The sequence below is a fragment of the Pseudomonas sivasensis genome (assembly GCF_052938085.1).
Window position 1 is genome coordinate 3,845,017 of record NZ_CP176442.1, and the last position, 25,319, is coordinate 3,870,335.

Here is a 25,319-nt window from a genome sequence, read left to right on the forward strand (position 1 = left end):
GTTATCACTGGGGCGCAACGCCTTGTGCCAGATAGAGCACCTGGTAGCCCGTGCCTGGGTGCTCGGCATCCAACGTTTTGGCCGACAGCGTAAACCGCACCAAGCGCCACGCTTGTACGTCCAGCGCGAGGAACACCGCGAACGTGTCGTTGCTATCCGCCAACTGCTGATTCCGTCGTTTCTCATCGGCCAAGATGCCCGCGCGGTCCACGCCAGGCGCCAGCGGCCGTTCCTCCCGATACAGACTCAGCGCGTTCTGCGCCGGGCCACGTTGTACATCCAGCGGCAGCCAACTCTCGATATGCGGACGACCGAAGCTGTCGAGCACTTTCTGGAAACGCTCCCCCAGCAAAAAGTCAGCGGCCTGCAACGGGTCGGCCCACAGGTACACCGAGGAATACACATTGCCGCCAGTCTCCTGGGCGATAAAGGCCTTGAACAGCAACCCTTCAGCGTGATCCCACAACGGCCCCAACTGCGTGGCACGTCGGCGAATCACGTTCATGTCGTAATCGGCGGGTAAGCGGTGTGAATACTGTTTGGCGAACATCAGGAAGCTCCCAGGCAAGATGAGGTATCAGCTTGCGCATCCGCGATGATTTCAACAAGATATGACCGAATATAGGTGCGATAAGGATTTGATATGACTGACGCGCTCAAACCTCTGGACATCGACACCGTGCACGCCTTCGTACTGGTGGCCGATTTCGGCAGTTTCACCCGTGCCGCCGAGGCCCTCGACACTTCCCAGGCCGCGATCAGCCTTAAGCTCAAGCGCCTTGAAGAGCGCCTCGGCTATCGTCTGCTTGAGCGCACGCCACGGCATGTGCGGCTGTCGCCCCAGGGCGAGCAGTTCATCGTGGCCGCGCGTGCGCTGCTCAACGCCCATGAACGCGCGCTGGGCGACATGGGCACCCACGCACCGCGTCGCCTGGTGATCGGCATCAGCGACCATGTCGCCGGCCCGGACTTGCCGGCCTGGCTCAGCCGCCTGGCCGCCTATGACCCTTTGGTGATCCTCGAAGTGCGCATCGCCTCCTCCCGCGACCTGGTCGCGGCCTTCGATCGCAACGAGCTGGACGCGGTCATCGTGCGCAACGAGGGCGACCGCCAGGACGGCGAAGTCTTGGTGGTGGAACGCTTTGGCTGGTTCGCCGCGCCCACCTGGCAGCACAGCGCCGGCACGCCACTGCGCATGGCGACCATGGCCGCGCCCTGCGGCGTTCGCCACTTGGCCACACGCGCACTGGATGCGGCGTGCATCGACTGGACCGAAGTATTCGTCGGCGGCGGTGTGATGGCCGTGGGTGCGGCAGTCAGCGCCGGCCTCGGCGTCGCCGCCCTCGCCCACCGCGTGGCACCCGCTGGCGCGGTGGAGGTGAGCGAGCAATATGGGTTGCCGGCGTTGCCCGTCAGTGAAGTGGTGCTTTACAGCCGTATCAGTGACGCACGCTCCAGGGAAACGTTGCGCGCCCTGAGCGCAACCTTTCGTGGTGTGCTGCAACGGTGAAACCAGCCCCGCAATTCCTCTGCTACGGGCCATCTCATTGAACATGTGCAGTCAATCAAACCACTCGCGGCGGCCTTCGAACGTACTGACGATCAACGCCACAATCATCTGCACCGCCTCGGCATCCTCCACCTGCGCATTCACCGCCAGCCACACCTGGCGCTGCATGCTCTCGGCCAACAACCCCGGCAAGGCCACCAGACCTCGGTCGAAACTGCTCATGTAGTGCGGCAGCAACCCGATGCAGGCGCCGCAGCGGATCATCTCCAGCATCAGCGAATACGCATGCACCTGCACCACGGCGGCCAGGCGCTGCTCCACCACGTGGTTCCATGGCTGCAAGGCCTCGACCTGCGCATCGGGTTGCCATTGCACCAGCATGTAGTCAGCGAGGTCTTCCACGCTGTCCGGGCGCGTGGTCAGCCGCGAGTAGCGCTTGGCAATGTGCGGCAAGTACTGCAGGCGCGCCAGGGCCCTTGGCGGTTCGGTGACAAAGCCCGGGCCGGGCATCGGGCTGTCGCTGTCCGACAGCCACACCACCACATCCACGTCCACCGCTTGCAGGGACAGTTGGCTGTCGATGGAGATGATCTCCAGGCGCACGCTGGCGTTGCGGCGCAGCAAGGCGATCAAATCGCGGCCGAGGATGTCATGCAGGATCGGTTCGGCCACCGCCACGCGGATCAGCGGCTGTTCCACCACCGGCAGGCGTCGTTCATGGGCCAGAGCGATCAGTTGCGCCTGCAATTGCTGGCCGTCCCGACTGAGCACCAGCCCATTGCCCTGGTAACTGAACAACACGTGCCGCAAGTGCTCTTCCAGTTGCGCCAGACGCTTGCGCAGCAGCGTCGCCTTGATGTTCAGGCTGCGCGCCGCCTGCATAAAGCAGCCGCAGCGCGCGCTCACCAGAAAGTAGCGCGCCACCTCCGGGTCAATCTCATGGGCCAGGGCCAGCCAATGGCTGCGCGGCTCGGCCGCCGCGGGATAGGCGGCGGTGCCCTGAGGGCCGGACGGTTCCAGTAATGCCATTTGAGACTCCCTGTCTTGTTGGTCTGGGCATCCAATGCGGGTGGACGGGTATTACTCCAATACTTTGTTCAACTCGGCGCCGTCGATGCTCAAGGTCGCGGTGTTGAGCATGCCTTCAAGGTAAGCCTTGGCGATTTGCTCTTGACGCTGGGCACGCAGGGCCTGGGTCAGGCGTTCACGCAGCTCATCGAGGCTGGCGGTGCGCGCCGGTTGTTGGCCGATCAACTTCAGCACATGGAACCCCGCCGGGCTCTGCACCACGTCCGACACCGCGCCGACCTTGAGTCGCGACACCGCCTCGCGCACTTGCGGCACCAGTTGCTGCAACGGCTGCATCCCCGAATCACCTCCGCGCGCGGCGCTGTCCGGGTCCTGGGAAAACTGCGTGGCCAAGGCCGCAAAATCGGCTGGCGCGGCCTGGGCCTTGCGGCTCAACTCCTGGGCCTGGCGCCGCACGGCATCGAGGGTTTGCGGGTCGTTCACGGCGAGGAAAATCTGACTCACCCGGTACAACGGCGGCGTCACCCATTGCGCCTTGCCGCTGTCGTAGGCCTGTTGCAATTCGGCAGCGCTGGGGTAATCGGCCGGGACTTTACTGACCGACAACATGTAGTCACGAAACACGATCTGCTCGGTGGCGGCGCGGGTCTGTTGCTCCACCTCCGGGCGCTGGCGCCAGCCTTGGGCGTCGGCCTGTTCCAGCACGGCTTTTTGCGCCAGACGCGAGCGGATCCAGGTTTCCAGGGCGCCACGGTTGCCACGCAATTGTTCGCGGGACTCAGCCGGCAGGCTGGCGAGCACGTTTTTCAGTTCCGGCAGGTCGATCTGCTGGTTGCCCAGGCGCGCAACCGCCGGCCCGGTTGACGCAGGGCTGATCACCGGCGCCGGTTGTTGCGCCGCCACCGGGTCGCTGCCCGGTCGCAGGCTCAACGCCACTGCCACCACCAGCAGGGCCAACGCGCCCGCGCCGACCATCAGTGTCGGCTTTTTCACAGGACAGGCGCCTCTTCCCCAACCGCAGCGGCCTGCAATTGCGCCGCGTGCTGGCTGTATTCACGCAGGTAGACAATGAATTCCTGCAACAGACGGTCCCACAATTCCAACTGACTGCGCAGGTGCGTGGCGCCGACGCCGGCCACCACCACGTCCATTTCCATCAACAGGAATTCACCCTGCACCGACAACCGCGCAAAACGGCGCGAGGCATTCCACACCTGGGCCAAGCCTTCGGGCAATTCGCCCTGGACCCGCAGCGCGCAGCTGTAGGTGAAGTCCACATAGCTGCCCTGCTCCGCCGCCGGGTTGCCGAAACGCACGGCAAAGCCGATGCCCTGGCTGGCGCTGAGCAACTGCACGATGCCGTTCTGTTCGGATTGGTTGACCCGGTAGCCGGCTTCCTGCAACAGCTCGGTGAGGCTCTGGACGCTAACGCTGGTGATCAATTCGCTCATGGTCTGTTCTTCCTTGTCGATCAGTGGGTGACGCCCGCCTGGGGCGCATCAAAACGGCTCTTGTACAAATCGTCGCCAAAACCCTGGGCCAGTTCCTCGAACTTGACCCGCGCGCTGCTGGCGAACGGCTGGCGAATACTCATCACCTCAGCCACATCGATTTTTTCGTAGGCCGCGAGCAACTGCTGGGCCACGCCGTACATTTGTTGATTCTTGACTGAACATTGCTGCACTTGTGTGTCACGTTCGCTCAATTGCGCTTGCAACCGCGCACGCTCGGTTTCCTTGCCCTTGGCCAGCACCAGCAACTCGTCATAGGCCTTCTTGAACTTGCCAATCTGCTCGTTGCTCGCATTCACCTGGGCTTGCGCCTGGCTGTGCAGGCTTTGTTGCTGGCCGGCCAGTTGCTCGGCCAGGCCACGGGTCTTTTCCAGCTCAGCCGTCAACTGCTTGATCTGGGCCTGGGCCTGCTTGGCCTGGGTTTCGGCGGCGATGCGCGCGGCAGTGGCCTGGGCCTGCTCGCTTTGCAACGCCTGCAATTGCTGGGTAGTGCTGCGCAGTTGGGTACGCAGGCGTTCCTCCATGCCTTCGGCGCAAGCGCCGCTGGCGACGAACAGCAACAACAGCCCGCAGATTCGCGTGTTCATGTGGCATCTCCCTGCGCATCAAAAGCGCGTGTTGAGTTCCAGTTGCATCACATCCACTTCAAACGGCTGGCCGTAGACTTCGGAGGCGCTCAACCAACGTGCGCTGGCGTAGATGTTCTTTTCGATGCCGTAGTTGGCGCCAATGAAATAGCCCTTGGCATTGGTGCCGCCCAGGTGGAACGAGGAGTCATTGAAGCCGTCGGGCAAGGCGTCGGGTTGGATGTATTTGTAGCCGGCCAGCACGTTCCAATCGCCACGCTTGCGCATCTCCAGCGCGCTGCCGAGGGTGAACGAGACCATCAAGGCATTGCCGCCACTTTCAAACTGGCCGTCGCTGTTGAGGTTGTTGACGATCTGGCCTTCGCTGCGCTTGAGCATTTCGCCCTTGTCGTAGGCCAGGTTGTGAATGAAGTTGCCCTGGCTGCGCAGCTTCAAGTCGCTGGGCAACTCGCTGTCCCAGACCGCGTTGAGGTCCAGCACATTGAACTTGGACGCCAGGCCGACGTATTGCGGCTCCGGCGTGAGGCCGGGTGTGGCCGGGTTAGGCGTGATGTTGCGCAGGTTGAACACGCTGTTGCCCTTTTGCATAAACGCCACCCGCGAGCCATCAGTGTCGCAACCGGGTTGGCCTGCCCACGGTGAGCACGGGCTGGAACGTTCGCCTTCGATGTCCTGGAATTGGTAGTACGCGGCGGCCAGCTTGAGTTTGTTGCTGCGGCTGATCTTCCAGTCCGCGCCGATCTGCCCGCCAAACAGCCATTTGGTCTCGCTGTCCTGCTTGTCGACGCCGTTGCTGCTGGCAGTGTCGGAGGTGTACTCGACCGGGAACGCACCAAGGGTGCCGAACAGGCCCCACTCGCTGTTGAGGCTGTGATTGAAAATCGCCGCCACGCCGTCGAAATTGAGGTCGTTGGAATACATCATGTCAGTGGAATAGAACGGGTTGCCGATACGCCCGCCGGTCAGCGTCACCGCGTCGGAGGCTTTCCAGCTCAGGTAACCCTGGTCGAGCCAGATGTCTTTCTTGCCGAAACCACCGCCCAGGGTCTGGGTGGTGGACACCGGGTTATTGTCCGAACCGGTACCCAGGCGAATGCCGGCGGTCCATTCCGGCGAAATCACCGCTTTCATGCCCAGGCGGGCGCGCAGGCGGAACAGGTTCTCACGGTCCTCGCGGGTATTGAGCAACGGCGGGAAACGCGTATTGGTGCCAGGATTGACGTCATACGGGCCCGAATCGTTGAGCTTGGCGTAGTCGGTGATGGTGTCGTCGTTCTTGCCCGAAAAATACCGAGATTCGTCGCGTAAACGGATATCGCCATCAAAGCTCACCCGTGAGATCCAATCCGGAAAGGTGTTGGGTTGGGCCCAGTTTTCCTGCTTGGCGGTGGCCATGACTTCAGCCTTCACCTGGTCACGGATCTGATCACGCACCGCTTGCGGCACATACTGCACCCGCACATCCCCAGGCGCTGCGGCCGGGCCGCTGGCAACCAACGGCGCCGCATTGGCCTGGCGCGCCTGCAAGGCTTCTTTTTCGGCCTGGGCGATCAGGCCGTTGGCGGTGTCCTGGGTCAGCACGCCCTGCTGCACCAGCAGGCGGATCAGGTTGATGGTGACGTTTTCCGAAGGGGCAACCGGAGCAGCCGCCGCCTGGCCGACCAGGGTCGCGATGACCATGCCAACCGCCAGGGTCAGTCGATTCACGGGGGAAATCATGTGTACGCAACTCCTGTAAAAAACCATTGAAAAAGCATTCGATCAATCTGGACGCCGACCCTTGAGGGACAGGCGTACCGGCATCGTCACCGAGGCCGGCACCCGTTGCGTGGCATGGGGCGCACGCAAGGCGGCGAGGACCTGGGCATCGGTGTCTGCATCGCCGCTGGACTTGGCCAACTGCGCACGGGTGACCGCGCCTTCGGCGTCAAGCCACAAGTCCGCTTGCACCGTGTAAGCCTTCTTGCGTAACTCCGGGTCTTCGCGCAGCAGGCGTTGAAACACCCCGGCCAAGTACTGCTTATAAGTGCCGGCACCGAGTCCACCACCACCGGAACCCGCCATGCCGCCGCCCTTGCCCGCGCCAATGTTGAAACCGTCGTTGCCTGACTGGGCGTCGCCATCGATCTGCATCGGGTTGGCCAGGTCATCGGCCGGTGAAGGCGGCGCTTCCTCGGCCGGCTTGACCTCTTCCGGTTCTGGAGTAGGGACTGGCTCAGGGATTTTTTCTTCCACTTGCGGCTCTGGTTCCTTGGGCTTTTCAGGCGGTGGCGGCGGCGGTGGCGGCAACGGAATAATCGTCGGCACCTTCGGCGCTTCGCGACGTACGCCACTCATGTCATTGGCCCACTGCCATAAAAACCAGGCCGCCACGGCCGCCAGCAGCAGGCCGGCGCCCCACTTCAGCGGGCGCAGCTTCGGCGTTTTCTTGACCGGCAACGGCGTGATCGGGATCTGTGCAGTCATGACTCAGCCCTGGCTCGGTTTGCCGGTGACCAACCCGACCTGGGACAGCTCCAATCGGCGCAGCAGGTCGAGCACTTCGATCACTTTCTGGTACTGCACCATGGCGTCGCCGCGCACGATCACCGGAAAATCCGGGTTCAGTGCTTTCTCGATGCGCAGGCGCTCTTCCAGCTCGCCGAGGGTCACCGGGTAAGCGTCGAGGAACACCTGGCCGCCGTCATTGACGGAAATGGCCTTGGTCTTTGCCTCCGACAACGACACCGAAGCGCTGGCCTTGGGCAGGTGAATCTGGATACCCGACACCTGGGCGGTGGCGGTGAGGATGAACATCACCAACACCACCATCAGCACGTCCACCAGCGGCGTGATGTTGATGCTGTCGACAGCGGCATCATCGTCATCGTCGTGGGAGGTATTTACGGAAGCCATGGCGATTCTCCTCAGGCCGGAACCGATGCGTGATGTTCGCGACGGTGCGCGGCTTCACTGTGCTGGCTCTCGCCGTGCATCTCCGCCAGGCGGGTGATGAACTCGTCGACGAACACCCGCATGTCGGCGCTGACTTCCTTGTTGCGCGTGATCAGGCGGTTGTAGCCAAACAGCGCGGGGATCGCGACGAACAGGCCCATGGCCGTGGCCAGCAAGGCGGCCGCCATACCGGGGGCGATGGCGTTGATGTTGACGTCACCGGCCATGGCCGTGCCGAGGAACACCACCATGATCCCCAGCACCGTACCGAGCAGGCCGATGTACGGGCCGCCGGCAATGGCGTTGGACAAGGTCGAGAGTTTGGAACTGAGGGCCTGGTTCTCACGGGTGCGCACGCCGTCCATGGAACAGCGGATGGCTTCGATGGTGGCCGCAGACACCGATGAGGTGTCAGCGCCCTGGGCACGTCGCGTGCGGATCTCCTTGACCGCCACCAGGTACAGGCGCCACAGCGAGGAATGGGTCAGCCGCTCACTCAGTTGTGCGTCGTCGGCGTACATTTCCAGGCGGGTGCCGATCTGCGCGAAGTGCTCGCGGAACACCTCGTTGGCACTGCTCACACGGCTGACCTGACGGTTCTTGCGCAGCATGATCACCCACGATTGGAACATCATCGCCACCAGCACCAGGATGATGACCCAGGCATCCACCGGCACGGCGTTGAGCAAAAAGCCCAGGCTGCCGAAGCCCATGCCCGACTGTTCTTCATCCACCCCGTAAGCCACCAGTTTCGACTCGGCGCCCTGGGCACTGGCATCAGCCAGCAACAGTGCGGCCGGGCGCGCCACTTTGGACAAGCGCAGCTCATCCATCGCACCAGCGAACGGCAAGTGCGTACTGCCTGCTTCCGGCAGGTCGGCACCGATGGCGAATTGGGAATTGAAGGCCGGCAATGCGACGGCGAGCGTCGCGGTTTCGCGACCATTCACATACAGCGCGACTTTTTCACCCTCGGCGGTGAACGCCAAGTGCTGCCATTGGCCGGGGTTCAACGGCTGCGTCGAGACAGCGCGCTGGCCGTCGATTTCCACAAACGGCACGCCTTGATTCAAGCCCAGCAACAGGCTGTGGGCACCGTCGCGACGGGCCAGGACGATTTGTTCGCCACTGGCCTGGTCCAGACGCAACCAGGCGCTGACGGTGAACGCTCCACCGGCGGCGTGTTGCAGCGACGGGCTGGCCGGCAGCAACAGCGGCTGACCGCCAAACTGCAAGGCGCGGCCGATTACGCCGTCGATGCTCGCGCCGGTGGCGTTCAGCGCCGTGTTGGCATAGGCCGTGGTGTCCCGTGGCGGCGTGGCATTGGCGCCGTCAAAGTGATAGAGCGCGGTGTAATTCGGGTCAAACGTCAGCTGGCCGTTGGCGGTGGCCGGGGCCTTCTGGTTGCCGTAGTACATCCAGATGTCCTGGCGCTGGCCACCTTCGACCTTGGGCACGTCGACCCAAATCAGCGCCATGCCCATCAACGGATCAAAGCTCTCGATCTGGTGATTGAGCACGGTCTTGTCATCGGCACTCACAAAGCGCAGGTCGGCGCCGTCGTCCTTGACCCCGTCAAAGGTGAAATTACCGGTGTGCAAGCGCACCAGCAGTGCGGTACGGCCCAAGGCCTGATTGATCGCGGCGCCTTGGGCGGTGGTGTCTACCGAAATCTGTTTGCGGTAGTGCCAATCGTCCTGCCACCAGGCGTGGGCGGTGGCCGGGAGCGCGAAGCCCAGGCAGATCAACAGGCTCAGAAATAGGCGTTGCATGGGTGAAGTCTCCGGAAGAAAAAGTCAGAACGTCGCCTGCACACTGAAGTGCAGTCGCGAATCCTGTTTCTGGGTGTTCGGTCCATCGAGCAGCGGGTAGCCCCAATCCAGACTGCCGGACAACCATTTGCTCAAACTGGCGCGGGTGCCCAGGCCGACACTGGCCAGGCTGTATTCGTCTTCTTGCTCGGGCAGCGGGTCGTGCAGACGCAGGCGCGCGCCTTCGGCGAACGCATAAAAGCGCCACTCCTGCACATAACTGCCGAGGAACTTGGCCAGGGACGGCGTGCGCAGCTCCTGGGACAGCAGCAAGCCTTCGTCGCCGGTGCGTTCGGCCGCCAGGTAGCCGCGCACCGAAGTGGCGCCGCCGGCGGAATACTGCTCGTTGGACACCAGCGGCCCCGAGGCCAATTGGAAGCCGGCCTTGGACGCCGACTGCCAATCGTTGGCGAAGGTGTAGCTGTAATTCAGGTCGCCCTTGAGCACGGCAAAACTGGCGCTGGCCTTGTAGCGTTTGTAATCGAACTCTTCGGCGTCGCTGCCGTAGCCAAAGAACGCACGGGTGCCGACCACCAGGTTCAGGCCCAACCCCAACTGGGACTGTTCGGTGTAGCGATAGCCGTTGTAGCCGAGGGTGAACGGCGCGTACTTGAGCGGCACCTGATCGCTGCTGGAACCGAATCTCATCTGCTCGTCGAAGTCTTTGAAGTCGATACCGAACGAGAAGGAATTGGCCCAATTGCCGGCGGCCGGCAGGTTGTAAATCGCCGACACCCCATAGGAGTGGCCCTTACCGAGTACGTTGCTGCCGCCGATGGTGGCGATGTTGCTGTCGGACTGGTAACCGGAGAACTGCAAAGTCCAGCGCTCATCCAGCGGCGCGCTGTAAGCGCCTGACCAGACCTTGGCGTTGTCGGTGTCCTGGGGTGCGGTGAAGTAGGTCAGGGAGATGCTGTGGCCCAGTTGCCACAGGTTGTCGTAACCCAGTGTCGCGACCGAGCGCAGCTTCTCGGTGTCGGCGCTGTAATCGTTGTTCAGGCCGATACTGGCGTGCCAGGGGTTCTGGTCTTCCACCTGCAAATCCACATCCATGGTGCCGGGCCGCTGGCCTTCGCGCACCAGCGGCGTAACCTGGCGCCCGGTGCTGCGATTGAGCCCGGCCAACTGGGTTTGCACCGTGGAAAAATCCGGCACCGCGCCCTCCTCCAGGCCCGGCACTTGCTCGCGGATTTCCACCGGCGAGTAATGCTTGGCGCCGACCACACGCACCCGGCCGACCTTGGTTTCGCTGACTTGCAGATAGACGATGCCGTCATCGACCTTCTGCTCCGGCAACTCGACAAACACCGACTGGTAACCGCGCGCCTGGTAGGTCTTCTGCAAGGCGTCCCGGGCGCCTTCGATATCGTCGAGGGTCTTTTGCGGGCCCAGGAACGGGTACACCGCCTCCTCGATGGTGGCCGCATCAAGCACGGTATTGCCACGCACGAAGTACTCGTTGACGTCCACTTTGCGTGCCGGCGCTGCGTCCTCCGCCAGCGCGGGTTGGGCCATGGCCCCCAGCGCCAAGCAGCACAGCACCAGCGTTGATTTGAACAGATGCTCCACACCGCCCCCTGACGTTCTATAAGTGTTCGCCGCCGCCACTGGCACGGCGTTCGGCCGGCTCAATTGCTGGCGATCGAGGTGTTGCCGTGGCGTGCCAGCCAGGTGTGCAGCAAGGCGAAGTTCAGCGAGAACTCCGGCATGTGCAGCAAGGCGCCACAAAACACGTCACCGATGATTTTCTGGATGAGCTGTACCGCCCGAGGGTTGTTGAGCAGCGTGGCGATATCGCGGGTGAGTACGTGAATGCTCCAGACCTTCTGGTTCAGGTCCAGGCCGACGAACCAGCGGAACAGCAGGTTGTAGTTGAGCTGTTCGTGCAGTTGCTGTTCGCTGGGCACCGAGTACAGCAGTTGCAGCAGCAGGATCTGCAGCACGGTCTGCGGTGCGATCAACATCGAGGGCTCGGCCACCAGACAGTCGCGGTGCTGGTCGAGGACGTCGTCGATCTGCGGGCGCAGTAGCACCAGGGAATGGCCTGCGGGGATGTAGCTGGAGACTTCCTTCACGGCGCCCTGCCAATCGTCCTGGGAGACGATCCATACCCAGGGTGCGCCATAGCGATAGACCGACACCGGCTTCTTGCGCGCGGCTTCGACGATCTTTGACAGGCGCTGGTCGAGCTCCTGCATGCCGACTTTTGAATAACGTTCCATAGATCCCATTGCCCCACTCCTGGCGTCCTGCTGGCGGCTTTAAGAACACCTTCGTGGTGTTCTTGAGCGCGTTACACAGGAGAGACGGGGGCAAGGGTTGGCTACCGAACTTTTGTCATGAAAGCTTCATTTTTTGGGTTTTTTGGGGGGTGGTGGGGTGAGTACATATCCGTTATTTGGGTAAGGGCCGCTTAGGGTTTCGCTCTTACAGCGACTCACTTTTGGAAGAGCCCAAAAGTAAGCAAAAGGCTCTCGCCCCAACACTCGGCACCTCGCCTAGGCTCGGTGTGCCCGCACTCCGGCTTGAATCCGTGGGCCGCCGCGATGGGCCATCCATGGCCCAGCGCGGCTAACCCGGCGTCCTGCCGGGTTACCCACGGATTCAAGCCTGCGTGCGGCCAGCGTGTTTGACGGGGCGCCTGAGATCAAGATCAAAAGCGCAGATCAACAGACCGCTGACTTCGTCAGCGAAAAGGATGTAAGAGCCAGATCAAAAGCACATCAAAAGCAGAGCAAAAGCAGAGCAAAAGCAGAGCAAAAGCAGAGCAAAAGCAGAGCAAAAGCAGGACAGCAGGACAGCAGGACAGCAGGACAGCAGGACAGCAGGCTAGAACCTATCTGTCTGATCTATGGAGATCAAACTGTGGGAGGGGGCTTGCTCCCGATGAGGGTGGGTCAGTCACAACTGCATCAACTGACACACCCTCATCGGGAGCAAGCCCCCTCCCACATTTGAAATGAGGTCGACCTGAGAACCCGGTCGGCTCTAAGGCCGCCGCGCTCTTGCTTTTGATCGGAAATCGCCCCGTCAACCACGATGGCCGGAATTCGACGTTGATTTGGGGGGTAAACCGGCAGGGATGCCGGTTTAGCTGCCCTGCGCCATGGATGGCGCGTGGCGGCGGCCCCCCAAATCAATGTCGGATTACGAGCATGCCGAGCCTAAGCGAGGCACCGAGTGGTGGGGCGAAGGCCTTTTGGTTACTTTTGTGCCTTTACAAAAGTGACCCGCTGTAAGAGCGGAACCCTAAGCCGCCGTTACCTAACCAATGGATATGTACACCCACCAAGCCCCAAAAAAAACGGGGCAATCAAAGATCACCCCAAAAGTCCAACGAGAGGCCCTACCAACCCAACTACAACGAAATCTGCTTCCTCTCCTCGTCCGTCAACCGCGCCCGCGCCTGTTCACTCAGCGGCCCCGCGCCCAGCACCTGCACCGGGCTGTTGGGGTTATACCCCGACGTCTTCTGCCCCTCTTCAACCCCACGCTGCACCGGCTCAGTCCCAAACCCGAGCACTTCCACCGTCACGATCGAAGCCCTGCCCTGCTTGGCCGCCGCCTGCTGACTGCGCGCCGCATCTTCCGCCGCCTGGGAGGCCGCTGCCCCCGCCGCGCTGGCCGAGCTCATGGCGCCGGTATTGACAGAGGCCGTTACAGGCACCCCAGACGATTTGCCCTGGGACTGGATATTCGCCGCGTTCACCACCCGCAAGGCCGCGATGTTGACGTTACCCGACACCCGAATCCCCGCCTCGCCCGCATCGATGGTGCCCAACGGCGCGATCAGGTCGATGTCTCCCGCCGGTACTTCCGGGATCGGGTTCAGCGTGGCGATCCCCGCACCGGTGCTCGGCACCGACGGCGACAGGCCCACGTTGCCCCAGTTGTCATAGACACGCTTGGGCGGTGTGTACACCACGGTGGTCTTGGAGCCGCGACCGGCGTTGATGTCGCCCTCGGCGGTCCACCCCATGATCGAGCCGCCAAAGGTGGTCATGATGCGGCTCTGCCCCAAGAGGATGCTGCCCATGGAATACAGCTGAATGTCACCGGCACCCTGGGTGATCACACCCGCCGTGGACGGTGGCGCCGCGCCTTCGATGCCGAAGGTCTGGCCGCCGCCGGGGGTGAGCATCTGGATCGACCCACCGGCATTGGTGTGCACGCCCGAGCCGTTGAACAGTGTGATGTCGCCCTGGTAAGTGATCGGGTTGCCGGCCACGTCCCTGGTCGGGAACAACGCGGCAATCGCCGCACGGCCACGCAGGTAGCTGCCCTCGCGGACGCCGCCGTCCTGGTTGTACTCGCGGCCAGCGGCCTTGAGTTCGGCAAAATACACGTCACGGGCAAACACCCGTTGTTGCTCAGCGGGTAATGCAGCGTAGTAAGCGCGGGCCTGCTCGCTGTCGCCGGCAAACCCGAAGCGCTCGGCCAGCCAGGTGGCCAGTTCGTCCTCGTAGGTCTTGGCCACTTTGCCGCCCTGCAAGGACTCGCCCGTTTGTGCCTGGTTGAGCGGGTTCAGGTAGCTCTCGACGAACCGTTGGTAATCCGGTCCGGTGGCGCCGACACCGGCCTGCATGACGATGCTCGCGCCAGGGCGGTTGTCGCCCGGCAACACCGCGCCGAGACTGGTCACGCTGTGCTCGCCGCCCGTGCCTGTCAGCAGGATATTGCGCCCGGCCGACACTTCCAGCAGGCCGGGGCCGGCTACCTGGAAGTTGCTGTAGAGAATGTCGCGCCCGGCAGACACGATGGAGATGTCCTGAGTGTTTTTATGAATGAACAGATTGTCGCTTGGCGACGCGACGGTAAAACCATCAGTGCCAAAGGTACGACCACTGCTGACGATATCCCGCCCAGCCATCATGCGGACCGCGCCATTCCCTTCATACCAGGTCTCACCTTCATGCACTGACCCGGGTGTCTTCTGGAACGTGATTATCCGACCACTGCTCACCCCGACAAGGTCGCCGTCCATCGCATAAAACCGCGCCGGTTCAGCACTGCCCGCAGATGAAGCGGCTGTGGTGCCAGACCCGAATGCGAACAATGAGAGGTTGCCCGCGTTACCCGTGACCGACAGGTTGCTGGCGACCACGGCGTTGCCAACCCGGCCTTGGTACGCAGGATTCCACGGCGTCGCCATCGCACTGTTCGCCGTGCCGGACTGGCTAACCGGCATGCCGCCGGCGTAGATCGAGTCTTGGGCAAGGAACTGCAACTGGCCGTTTTCCCCAGGCGCCAACAGCAAGGGATAACTGTAGGCGCTGTCACCGTTGGTCTGCGTCTGCGCGGCTTTACCGTAGTACAGGCTGCCGCCCGCTGCGGTAGCGTTAAGGATGGACGGGTAGACCACCGCCAGGTCGGCCGTCGCTTCGGAGCGGGTGAAGGGTGTGAGGTTGCCGCCCAGTGAAAACAGATCAATCGCGGTGTCTTTAGTCCACAACGTAAACCAGCTTGAACCGCTGCCGACTTTCGCGTCTTGGGTAAAGGGTGATACGTGCGAAAGCTGTACCCGGCCCGGGTCTTCGACGTTTTGCACCACTAAGTCGCCCAGGGTCTGCAGGTTGAACGTGGCATCACCGGGCACCAGGGTCATGCCACCACGGGCAACGCCACGGGTCGCGACCAATGGGTCGAACGCGCGAGTTTCGCCCGGGCTCTGGGTGGGGGAAATGCTGCCGTAGAGCATGTCGACGCTGCCCACGCTGGTGCTGCGCAGTTGCACATCGCCGCGCAGGTTGACCAGCACACCATCACGATGGTCCGCAGTCGCGGCCACGCTGGCCGGGTTCAGCGCGCCACCGATGCGCACGCGCAAATCGCCGCCGCCGGTCAACTGCTGGCTGCCATCGCTGGCGATCCGCCCCGTGCTGCCGACCGCCAGGGCCAGGCCCTGACTGTGGGGGTTTACAGTGGTGTTGTTGAAGCCATAGCCCAAGGTATCCAAGACCCCGGCATCACCGACCACGTTCACGTCCAGATTGCCGCCACCCAAGGTGCCGAAGCCGGTGAAGCCAAGCATTTTGTCCGCCGCCGTGGTCGCGGTGTAACTGCCGAAATTGATCCACCAGGCGGTGGGTTGAGCTTGCCCGCCCGTGGCCACGTCACCACTGCCCTGGCGCCACAGCCAGTTGCCGACTGCGGCCGAGTCCACCCCGGCGTCCTTGGGGTTGGGACGCGCATTGCTGGTCGCAGTGCTGGTGATATTACCGGTCAGGTCACCGCCGACATTCAGGGTCAGATTGCCCCCGGCCTCCGGGTACCAGGCCCGGTAGCGGCTGGTGGGTGAGCCGTTGACGAATTGCTCAAAGTAGCTTCCCGGATCGTTCAGCACAGCGCCGGACGGTTGAGCGTTGGGCTGGTTGTACGGGTCACCCGAAAACGTGCCGGTCGATGAAGTACCGGCGGTGTACACGCCGTACAGCGAATCCATGCTCAGGTTGCCCGCACTCAACAACTCCAGGTCGCCGCGGCCGGTGCGGATCACACTGAAGCGTGTACTCGAAGGCGTCGCCCCGTATTCGGTCGTGCTCTGGGCCGCGCAATATTCGGGAGCCAGGGCGCAGACTTCATCCACCGTAGGCAGCTCCAGGCTGGCGAGGAACTCATTGGTGATCACCGCGCCCACGGGGATGATCACACCGGACTGGTTCAACAGATCGTCAGCCGCTTGCTGCGTCCACACGTAGGTCACTTTGATCGCGCAATACTCCGGCGCGCCGGCGCAGAAATCCTCGATCGACCCCAGGCTCAAGTCATCGAGCAATTGCTGGTCGATGGGGTCGCCCTCTTTGATGTCCAACCCAGCCTCGGTCAGCACCGCCACCGCTTCGGCCGTCCATGTCTGAACGCCTTTGCTCGGCAATTCCTTGGCATACATGCCGTAGTGATTGTCGGCCAGGTGAATATCGCCGCTGCGCGGATGGGCTTGCAGCAGACGGCTGTCCGCGGCCTCGGTGTCGGCACCCGCCACCAGGCGCAACGACCACGATTGGGTGCCTTCGGCCAGCATCGGCGAGATGGCCCACACCTGACCGGCGTCGCCAGACACCCCAACCCGCAACTGCACCGAGGCAGCCCCATTGGGCAACTTCACATCGGTGCCGGCGGGGATCAGCGCGCCCTTCGGCAGGGCTTTGCTGCCACTCAGTTGCACGATGTTATTGGCCAGGTTCGCCCCGTGCACCGTCGGCAGCGGTACACCTTTGGGCCAGATCATGTCTTGCAGACGGGTGCCTTGGGTCAACAGTGTCCCGGCGCCCAATTGCGTGCCTGCCACCAGGGTGTGCGCCTCGGCGAGCAACGTACCGGCGGCAAACAACAGGTTGCCCCCGGCATCACGCACGTCCGCCGCCAATACGCTGCCCGCCGGCAGAACCAGGTCCTGGCCCAAGGTCGCGGCCACTGGCAAACGGGTGCCAGCGGCGACCGTCAGGCCTTTGATCGGCAGGTCGTAGTTGAGCGTGCTGCCCGCCGGGAAGGCCGTACCGTCTGCCAGGGTTACACCGTTGCCCGGCACCACGATGGTGCCGCCGCTGAAGTCCACACCGGGCAGCAGCACCCAGCCTTTGTCATCCTCGGACACCGGCGGTTTGGCGAAGCCATCGTTGATGCTGCCGTAGATGTTCAAGTCCCCACCGGCGCGCAGCGTCAGGCTGCCGGACTCGCCGGAGCCGTAGACGGCATTGTTCTTCTGGCTGTTGGGGTTGAGGCTGGCATAGCGATAACCGGACAAGTCCAGGTCGCCCTGGACCACCAGGTCGCCGTCCGGGGTCTTGCTGACGATTTCCACACCGGGGCGCAGGTGGAAGGCGTCGGCGTAGGTCGCGTTATTCAAGCCGGCGAGCTTGTTATCCAGCAAGTTCGTATTGAGCAGGGCGGCATTGATGAAGGCCTCGCTCAAGGCGTGTTTTGCATCCAGATAACCTTGGGTGATTTCCTGATACGGCCTGCCACTGGCGGTCGGATCGCTTTTTTCGGGTGCATCGTCGTAGGTCGCCATGCCGTTGAGGGTGATCGAGCGCGCGCCCTGAATGGTCAAGCGTCCACTGGCGTCGATCGCCACGTCATTGCCTGCCAACCGTGGTGCATTCAGTTCCAGGGTGCCGCGATTGCGTCCGTCATTACCAGCAGCCGCGCCGGTACCGTGGCGCAGGTCGATGCGTACGCCATCGGCGAGGGTCAGTTGGCCGCTGCCGGAGCCCAGCACCACCGTGGCGCGGTTCGGCGAGTCGATGATCTTGCCGTAGCTGTCCACGCGCAGCTTGCTGCCGTGAGCGTCGAGAACGGCTGTGCTGTCCAGGGTGAGGCCGTTCTTGCCGGCCAGGTTGATACTGCCGACGCGCTCACCGCTGGCGTCCACCAGGCCGGTCACGCGCAGGCTGCCGTTGTCCACGGACACGCTGACGGTGCCGGCCTTAAGCCCGTTGCCGATGGTCAGGTCGCCCTGCTTGAGCTGAAAGCTGCGCGCACCGAACACTTCGCCCTGGTTCAGGCGTTGGTTGAGGTCGGCAAACTGCTGGTCTAGGGAGCCGCTGCTGCCCAGGCGCTGCGCCTGGATCTCCACGGTTCCGGCTGGTTGCGGCATAGAGGTGCCACCGGCGTTGTAGTAACCACTGCTGCTGCCGAGGATCTTGCCCTGCAGATCGACGATTCCACCCGCCGCATCCGTGGCCACCGCACGCAACTTGCCGGCTTGGTTGTGCTTGGCGGAGAGGTCGATGATCGAGCCCGCCGCCTGCAGGATATTGCCGCTGCGGCTGTCGAGCAGCACATCGCCGCCCCACCCGTACTGGGTCACATCGTTGAAGGTGATCCCACGACCGGCCACGTCAATCAGCGCGTCGTCGGTCAACACCACATCGCCACGGGCACTGAGGCTGACTTTACCGCTGGGCAACACCACCGCACTGGCCACGCGGATGCTGTCGCCTTGCAGGGACAGTGCGGCACCCTGGCCGCTGGCGTTGCCACGGGGGCCTGCGGAGGCGCCGATATCGATCGCACCGCCGGCTTTGATCGTGTTCACCGAACCGGCCTCACCCGTCATCAGCGGGGTGCGAATGGTCAAGTTGCCGCCGCTGTACTGGAAGCCGCTGACCGGGTCATAGGCGCCCTGGCGCTGGTACACCGACAGGCTGCCCTTGTGGTTGGCGGTGATGCGCTCGCTGGCATTGAGAGCAACGTTGGCAAAGCCCAGGGCCAGGCGGTCGAAGCTTTTTACAGTGCTGGGCTGGCCAAATTCGCCATAGCCAAACTCGATGCGCTCGGCATTGATATCCAGGCGCCCACTGCCAGTGCCTGCGCCGGCTGCCACCACCGCGCCGGGAGCGTTGGTAGCACCCAGCCAAATCAGGTTAGCGGTGTGAATGGTCGCGACATCGCTGGCACCACCGGCGCCGTAGATGGACGGGGTGGACAGCATCAGGTTGCTCAGCAGCGACTTGCCGGTCAGCGGGTCATAGGTGTCGAGGCTGGCGCTGCCGTAGAAGTTAAAACCGTCACGCGCCGACAACTGCAGGGTCTCCAGGGCCGGTGCGCCCAATTGCGTGTCGCCGCGCAGCAGGCGGTCGAGCAGCGCCTGGTTCAGGGTCAGGCCGGCTGGCAAGCGGTTTGCGGCAGCCGCCGCGGCGAGGGCTTCGACGCTGCCCAGGTTGATGGTGCTCACGCCCAGGTTGAGGTGACGAGTGCCATAGCGCACCTGGTCGCCCAGTTGGAAGGTGCTGTCGGTCAGGGCCACGATGCTGCCATCGGAATACAACCCGGTCTGGCCGGTGCAGACGCTCGTGCTGCATGCGCCGATGTTGATACCACCGCTGGTCACACCGCCGACTTGAGGGGCACTCACCACGTTCAGCAAACCGTTGGACACGGCCAGCATATTGGCAACTTGGTAGATAAAACCGTCGCGGGCATCGTAGCTGGCGGCACCGCGCCCCAGGGTGTTGATCGAAGCGCCCTGCTCTACCACGATGGCGCCGGTGTTGCTCACCAGGAACACTTCGGGCGCGGCAAGGGTGGCGCCCGCACGTAAAGTCACGTTGCTATCGGCGGCATTCACACCCGATGCCAGGCTTATGAAGTTGCCCGACTGGCCATACTCCACCATGGTCATGCCCCCCACCATCAGCCGTGAAGCACCGATGGCATTGAGGGTGTCGGCTTTAAGCGTAATGCCGGAAAAACCGGCGGTAGCCGAAGCGTCAGCCGCGATCACTTCAATGCCGAGCTTGCCAGGGTCCAGTACCGCTACCGTACCGCCATAGCCTCCCGTCGCGGCATCAAAACGTCCGATACCCTCGAAGGAGAATGCGTCGCCCCCCTGGCCGGGGCGCAGTGCCAGTTTCAGGGTCTTGGCGTCGGCTTCCAGCATGGGGCGCGGTACGCCTAACCTGGCCGCATCGGCTTTGGCGAATTGGGCGTAACTGGTTTCGTTGTATTGAGAATAACGGCGCAGGGTGTCCGCCGAAGTCAGGATCAACTGGCTGGCAGTGCTGTTGCGGATCCCGGTGTGGGCAATCGACAGCTGCCCGGCCGTGGCCCACGAGCCATTGCGCATCAAGGTGGTCGCGGCGTCGCTGCCGACTCCGGCCAGGCCATTGATCTCCACGCGATAGGCGCCGGGCATCAAGGCATACGTCGACGGCATCAAGGTATAGGTGCCTGCCGGCAACCCTGGCACACCCGCGCCGATGGTGACCTGCTGGCCAACCAGCGGCGCCACGGCACCGCCCTCCGCAGCCACCGGCGCTACGCCGGGTTGCACGCCCGGCACGATGGCGTAGATCGGGTTGGTGGACAGCCCCGGCAACACAAACCCGCCGTTTGCACCAAATTGCACCAGCGGGTTGTAACGCGAATCCGTGGAACCGCCGCGCCCGGAAACAAACCCGGCGCCGAGTAACTCGCCACCGCCCGACAGGTCCAGGATGGCATCCGGCTGCACCGCAACCGACTGGCCGCCCAGAATGACGCCCACGCTCAAGTCGCTGTTGGTATTGGCCAGCCCGCCCTGGCCGAGGAATGTCACCGTCTTGCCGTTGTACTTGTAAACCTGCCCGTCCAGCGTGCCGCCATAAGGCAACACCAGGCCCTTGCCGCTCACCGAGGTGACGCTGCCCGGCAGCAATTGCACCAGGCTGCTACCCATGCTGCCGATATCGATCAGGCCCAATGGCGCGCGCACCACACCGCCTTGCTTGACGGTGGCAGCGCCCAGTTGCAGGCGTCCGAACGCCGAATACGGCAGGGGCGCGTCCGTGCTGCCGACGCGGCCAATGGTCAACGTGCGTAAAGGGTCAAACGTCAGGCCCTGCACAGCCGATGACTCGCCCAGGTAACCGGCGATGACACGGGCACTGACTTCCGTGCTCGGGTACACCTGCGCCGCCCGCAGGGTCATGTCGCCCTGGGTCAGTAACTGGGTACTGACACCGGTGATGATGTCGTTCGCGGAGGCGCCCACCAGAAAGCGCAGATCGCCCTGGCTAGTCAGGTTGACCTGGTCGAAGCCACGGCGCTCAAGGCTCGCCAGGCTATTGTCGGCGCCGTACAGGCTGCTGCGATTGCCGAAGATCACATTACCGCGCACTTCCACGAGGTCGCCGTCGGCATTGAACTGCGCCTCGGTTGCACGCTGGGATGGCGCCGGCAACACCGGCACCGGACGCACGTATAAATCCTTGCCTGTCTCGGGAGGCGCAAGGTAGCCCGCCAGCAACAGGTGCGGCGCCGTCAGGTTGATACGTGAGTTGCCTGCCGCGTTTTCACTGAGGCCATAACCACGGCTGTAAAGACGCAGGCTCTGGCCCATGTCCAGGCTCACATCACCGTCAAAGCTCAATAAGCCATTGCTCAACAGCGCGAGGTTATCGAAGCCGCCAGCAGTGACTTGATCCACGCCCAGGCGGCCATGCCCGTACTCCAAGCTTTCGCCCAGCGCGGTCGGTTGGTGCACCTGGCTCAACACCAGGTCACGGACCTTGAGCACCCGATCGGTGACCCCGGCTTTCTGGTAATACGGGCTCTCCAGCGCCAGGTTAAGGCTACCGCCCGCCGCGCCGGCGCCACCGGCCTTGGCGACCAGGCTGCCATCCAGGTACAGGCCATTGTTGGAGGCCAGGCTGATGCTGCCGCCGTTACTGGCGACCTGCACCGCGCCCTGCCCTGGAATATTCAGCAAGGCCTGGGTGCCGGACGCGTCCAGGCGCGCACCGTCGCGCACGACCACGAACATGTCGCTGGCCGTGGCAAGGCCGGTGTTCAGGTCAAGCGAGCCGCCAATGTTGATAGTGCCGCCGTCGCGCACCACGCCGTAAGTGCGGCCACGGTAGTCCACCGCCGTGGCCGCCCGCGCCGCCACGTCGATCAACGCCTGTTCGCCAATCCAGATCGAGCGGTCATGGCCGATGGCGTTCACCGCCTCCGAGGCGCCGGTGGTCACACCGCCCAGGCTGACACTGCCGCCCCAGGCATTGAGCGTTCCGTCCAGGGTCAATTGGCCGATGCTGCGCAGCTTGATGGCCTGGCCGGGATCGACGTTGATCACCGCGCCGTGGCCCACGGTCAGGGCCGTGCTCGCCAGTTGCGCAGCCGTGGCGTAGACCGTACCGGCGGTGAGGCTCAAACCGGCGCCACGGCGTTGGGTCAGCACGCCCTTGGTCGCGTCCTCCTGGTACAACGGTGGCGTCCATTGCTCCAAGGCCGTGCCGGGATCGCTGCCCGTTGGCGTGGTGGACGCTTGGGCGCCCAAACGATAGGTCGGCAAGCTCACATCCACTTGCGTACCGTCGGTGACGATCAGCCCTTCGTTGCCGGTGATGTCGTAGGCCGAAAAACCCTTATTGAAGAAGTCGCCAGCCAGTTTCAGGGTGTCGCTGTCCACCGCAGCCGCGCTGTTGCCGATCTGCACCTTGCGTGCCTGCAAGGCCAGGGTGCCGCCGCCACTCACGCCAAAGCCGCGTACCTCGCCCTCCAACGCCAAGGCGCCGAGGGCGCCCAGGGTCACACTGCCGCCCTTGCCGCCGGTGAGCTTGCCGTCGACGCCGAGGGTCGCACCGGAGGACACATCCACCACACTGCCGGCCGCCAGGTTGACGTTGTTCGAACTGCGCAACGAGACCTTGCCGCCGTTGACATACGCCACGCCGGTGCTGTTGGTCGGGTCGAGCAGTAGGTTGTTCCAGCGGCCACGGGCGTCGAGCTTGACGCCGGCCGCGACACTCACACTCGAACCACCGGCCAGGGTCGTGTCTTCGACCTCGCCCGCTTTCAGCGGGTTGACCTGGCTGAGGATGTTGCCCGCATTGATGCTGCCACCCAGGGCTGTCAGGTTGGCGTTGATATCAACCCTCGGCCCGAACAGGGTGATGTCGCCGCCGTCGGCCACGCTGAGCGCGCCATTGACGGTCACCTGCTGCCTGGCCGCGACCTTGATCGCGCCCAACGGGTTGCCACTGAGCTGCTCGCTGTCGAGCAGGATTTTGCCCTGGCGGTCCTGGGGCAACGCGGTGGCGAGGTCCAGGCCATCGGCGATTTTTTCCAGGCTGCCTTCGATCGACACCTCGTCGGCGTTCGCCCCCAAGGCGTAGCGCAAGGTGCCGGTGGTCTTGTTGTAGATCGGCGTGTACTGGCCAATGATCAACTGCGCGAGCTGGGCCATGGCTTTTTGGGATTGCTGGTAACCGTCCAGGTTGATGTTCGGCGCCTGGGTCTGGCGATCACCCTGGAACACCGCGCTGATCATCTGGCCTTCCAGCACTGCGCTGGCGGTGCTGACCACCAGCTTGCCGGCGTCACGGCCCACGGTATAACCGGCCTCGTTACGGCCCTGCGGAGCAATCATCGGGTTGTAGTAGTACTCGGTCTGGCCCCAGCGAACACTGGTGTCTTCATAGCCCTTGTAGATACCGGAATAAAGAATGTCGCCGGGTGCTTTGGACAACTCGTACAACCGTCGATCCGGGCCCTTGAGCCAGGTTTGCCGGATGTAGCCCCCTTGCACATCCACGGTGCCGCCCGACAAGTTGATCTGCGCGCCCTGCTGGGTCACGACATCTTTGCCGGTAAAGGTCACGGTGCCGCCCTGGGCCATCCACTCGCCCACCGAATGGCCCTGGGTGCCGAGGTAACCGCCGACTTCCAGCAGACCACCGGCGGTGTACCAGCGATCGGTGGCGTAGCCGTTGGTGCCGGCCGGGACAAACACCAGGTCGCGTAAGTCGACCCACACGTCGTTATTGATCAGTTGCCCATTGTCGCGGTTGATCGGCGCATCCCGCTGCTCGTTGCCCTGTACGTTGATCTTGATGTTGTTGGCTTCCATCGACACCTTGACGCCCACGGCGCCCGACACGTCGATCATCGCGCCATCGCGCACCAGGCTGCGTTGACCGGCGCTGACCGCGACCTGGCCGCCGGTGGCGAGGGTGATCGAGCCTTTCTGGAAGTCCACGGTGCCACCGCTGACGATCTCGATACGCGACTGGTCAGTGCGGTCGGCCACGGCGCTGAGGTGGTTGAACTGCCCCGTGATCAGGTTGGCCGGCGTGCCGTCGAGCTTGATCAGGCCATTGTCTTTCTGGCTGTTGAGGGCGGTGCTGCCACTGGCGTCCAACAGGATTGCAGTGGTGCTGCCCTCCCCCAGGGTGACGCTGCCGCCGGTGTCGCTGGCCGAGTTGAGCAAGTGAATGGAGCCGCGGGTGTCCACCGAAGTGCTGGCCAGGACCACGCCGTTTTGCTGAACCTGGTGCCCGGTCAGGGTGACGTCGCCGGTGGAGGCCATGATCAGGCCGTTGTTGATCACCTTGCCTGCGCTGCTGCCCGGCTTGAGGCTGGCGGCGACTTCATTGCCACGGGTGGTGGAACGCTCGTTGCCCGCCGTGCCCACCCCTTTGCGAATGTAAAAGCTGTCACCGGCCGCCAGGGTGGTCTGGCCCTTGGCGGTGATGATCGTGCCGGCGTTTTCCACTTCGGTGCCGAGCAGCAAGGCATAGCCGCCCGCGTCGGTGGAGGTGGCGGCGTTGTGGGTCTGGATCAACGCACCGCGCTGCACCTCGACCTTGCCCGCCGCGTCGGTGAACGTCGGTTGAGTGCCATTGGTGTCGACATAAAGGCCGCGCTGGATGAACTGGTCATCGGTGATCGTCGCGGCAGCCGCCACCAGGTTGCGCACATTGACCTGGCTGGTGCCACTGAAGACAACGCCGTTACGGTTCATGATCATCACCGTGCCCGCGCCCTGAATCTTGCCCTGTATTTCGCTGGGGCGTGCCTCAGGGTCATTGACGCGGTTGAGCACCGCCCAGGTGGACTGCTGCTGGAAATCCACCGTGGTGTTGCGACCGACGTTGAACGTCTCCCAATTGAGGATCGCCTTGTCGGCGGTCTGCTCAATGCTCACCGTGGTCTTGCCGCCCGCCTGGGTCTGGGTCGGCGCCTTGGCATTGGTCCAGCCCTGGGTCAGGCTGTTGTCCACCTGCAAGCCGCCCTTGCCGAGGCCATCGGGAATCGTCGAGACCTGACCGAACGCCGCCTGCCGACCCGCCGCCTGCGCCGCCTGCTGCGCCGCAATCGCCGCGACCGTGGTGTTGAGCGTGCTGATGGACCGCGCCAACTGCTGGTTGACCCGCGCCTGCTGGTTCAGCGTCGGCACCGACGGCATCTGCCCCGCATTGATCCGCGCCGCCGTCGTCGCCTGGGTCGCCCCCTTGGCCGCGAACCACGCTGGGCTGAACGCCGTCGCCGCATGGGCATTGCCCGCCACCACCAACAAGGCAATGACCTGAGCCAGAGGCTTGAGGCGCAACACAGTCTGGGCGTGCGAGCCCTGGGCATTCAGCTTGAGCGTGGGTTTGCAGCGGACCATCGGGAATCTTCCTTCTTTGTAATCGCCAGGAGCAAGACAGGCTCACGTATGAGGGTTAGGCGG

General features: G+C 63.5%; 13 protein-coding genes. 1 reads left to right on the plus strand and 12 read right to left on the minus strand.

Annotation, left to right across the window (positions count from 1 at the left end):
* Positions 1–4: 4 nt before the first annotated feature.
* The gene (locus tag ACKZ62_RS17605; RefSeq protein ID WP_032885386.1) at positions 5–550 is read right to left on the minus strand and encodes a DUF4865 family protein; all 546 of its coding nucleotides are present in this window, start codon (positions 548–550) and stop codon (positions 5–7) included.
* A gap of 93 nt (positions 551–643) precedes the next feature.
* On the opposite strand from ACKZ62_RS17605, the gene ACKZ62_RS17610 reads away from it, so the two are divergent.
* Positions 644–1,510: a LysR family transcriptional regulator gene (locus ACKZ62_RS17610; RefSeq protein ID WP_032885387.1), complete on the plus strand. Its 867-nt coding sequence runs from the start codon at positions 644–646 to the stop codon at positions 1,508–1,510.
* 51 nt (positions 1,511–1,561) lie between these two features.
* Here ACKZ62_RS17610 and ACKZ62_RS17615 read toward each other — a convergent pair whose 3' ends face one another.
* The 11 genes from ACKZ62_RS17615 to ACKZ62_RS17665 form a co-directional block, all read right to left on the minus strand.
* Entirely contained in the window at positions 1,562–2,539 is a 978-nt protein-coding gene (locus ACKZ62_RS17615; RefSeq protein ID WP_122755901.1) for a LysR family transcriptional regulator, read from the minus strand.
* A gap of 51 nt (positions 2,540–2,590) precedes the next feature.
* Complete coding sequence (locus ACKZ62_RS17620; RefSeq protein WP_032885389.1) at positions 2,591–3,532, minus strand: peptidylprolyl isomerase; 942 nt, start codon at positions 3,530–3,532, stop codon at positions 2,591–2,593.
* Positions 3,529–3,990, minus strand: coding sequence for a YbjN domain-containing protein (locus ACKZ62_RS17625; RefSeq protein WP_032885390.1), 462 nt, complete (start codon positions 3,988–3,990; stop codon positions 3,529–3,531). Before ACKZ62_RS17625 ends, ACKZ62_RS17620 begins: the two co-directional genes overlap by 4 nt.
* Positions 3,991–4,010: 20 nt before the next feature.
* A complete protein-coding gene (locus ACKZ62_RS17630; RefSeq protein ID WP_447095596.1) occupies positions 4,011–4,637 on the minus strand; it encodes a DNA repair protein in 627 nt (208 codons plus the stop codon).
* 18 nt (positions 4,638–4,655) lie between these two features.
* Positions 4,656–6,356, minus strand: a complete 1,701-nt coding sequence (locus ACKZ62_RS17635) for a putative porin (protein ID WP_122755900.1) — start codon at positions 6,354–6,356, stop codon at positions 4,656–4,658.
* Between the two features lie 42 nt (positions 6,357–6,398).
* On the minus strand, positions 6,399–7,103 hold the full coding sequence (locus ACKZ62_RS17640; RefSeq protein ID WP_032885393.1) for an energy transducer TonB family protein: 705 nt from the start codon (positions 7,101–7,103) through the stop codon (positions 6,399–6,401).
* A gap of 3 nt (positions 7,104–7,106) precedes the next feature.
* Complete coding sequence (locus tag ACKZ62_RS17645; protein ID WP_016980095.1) at positions 7,107–7,532, minus strand: ExbD/TolR family protein; 426 nt, start codon at positions 7,530–7,532, stop codon at positions 7,107–7,109.
* Between the two features lie 11 nt (positions 7,533–7,543).
* Positions 7,544–9,343 (minus strand): DUF2341 domain-containing protein, encoded by a 1,800-nt coding sequence (locus ACKZ62_RS17650; RefSeq protein ID WP_447095597.1) that lies wholly within the window; start codon positions 9,341–9,343, stop codon positions 7,544–7,546.
* 24 nt (positions 9,344–9,367) lie between these two features.
* Positions 9,368–10,951 carry a ShlB/FhaC/HecB family hemolysin secretion/activation protein gene (locus tag ACKZ62_RS17655; protein ID WP_447096968.1) on the minus strand — a complete coding sequence of 528 codons (1,584 nt, stop codon included), beginning with the start codon at positions 10,949–10,951 and terminating at the stop codon, positions 9,368–9,370.
* 59 nt (positions 10,952–11,010) lie between these two features.
* Complete coding sequence (locus ACKZ62_RS17660) at positions 11,011–11,604, minus strand: transposase (RefSeq protein ID WP_447096969.1); 594 nt, start codon at positions 11,602–11,604, stop codon at positions 11,011–11,013.
* A gap of 1,136 nt (positions 11,605–12,740) precedes the next feature.
* Positions 12,741–25,256, minus strand: coding sequence for a filamentous hemagglutinin family protein (locus tag ACKZ62_RS17665; protein ID WP_447095598.1), 12,516 nt, complete (start codon positions 25,254–25,256; stop codon positions 12,741–12,743).
* Positions 25,257–25,319 lie beyond the last annotated feature (63 nt).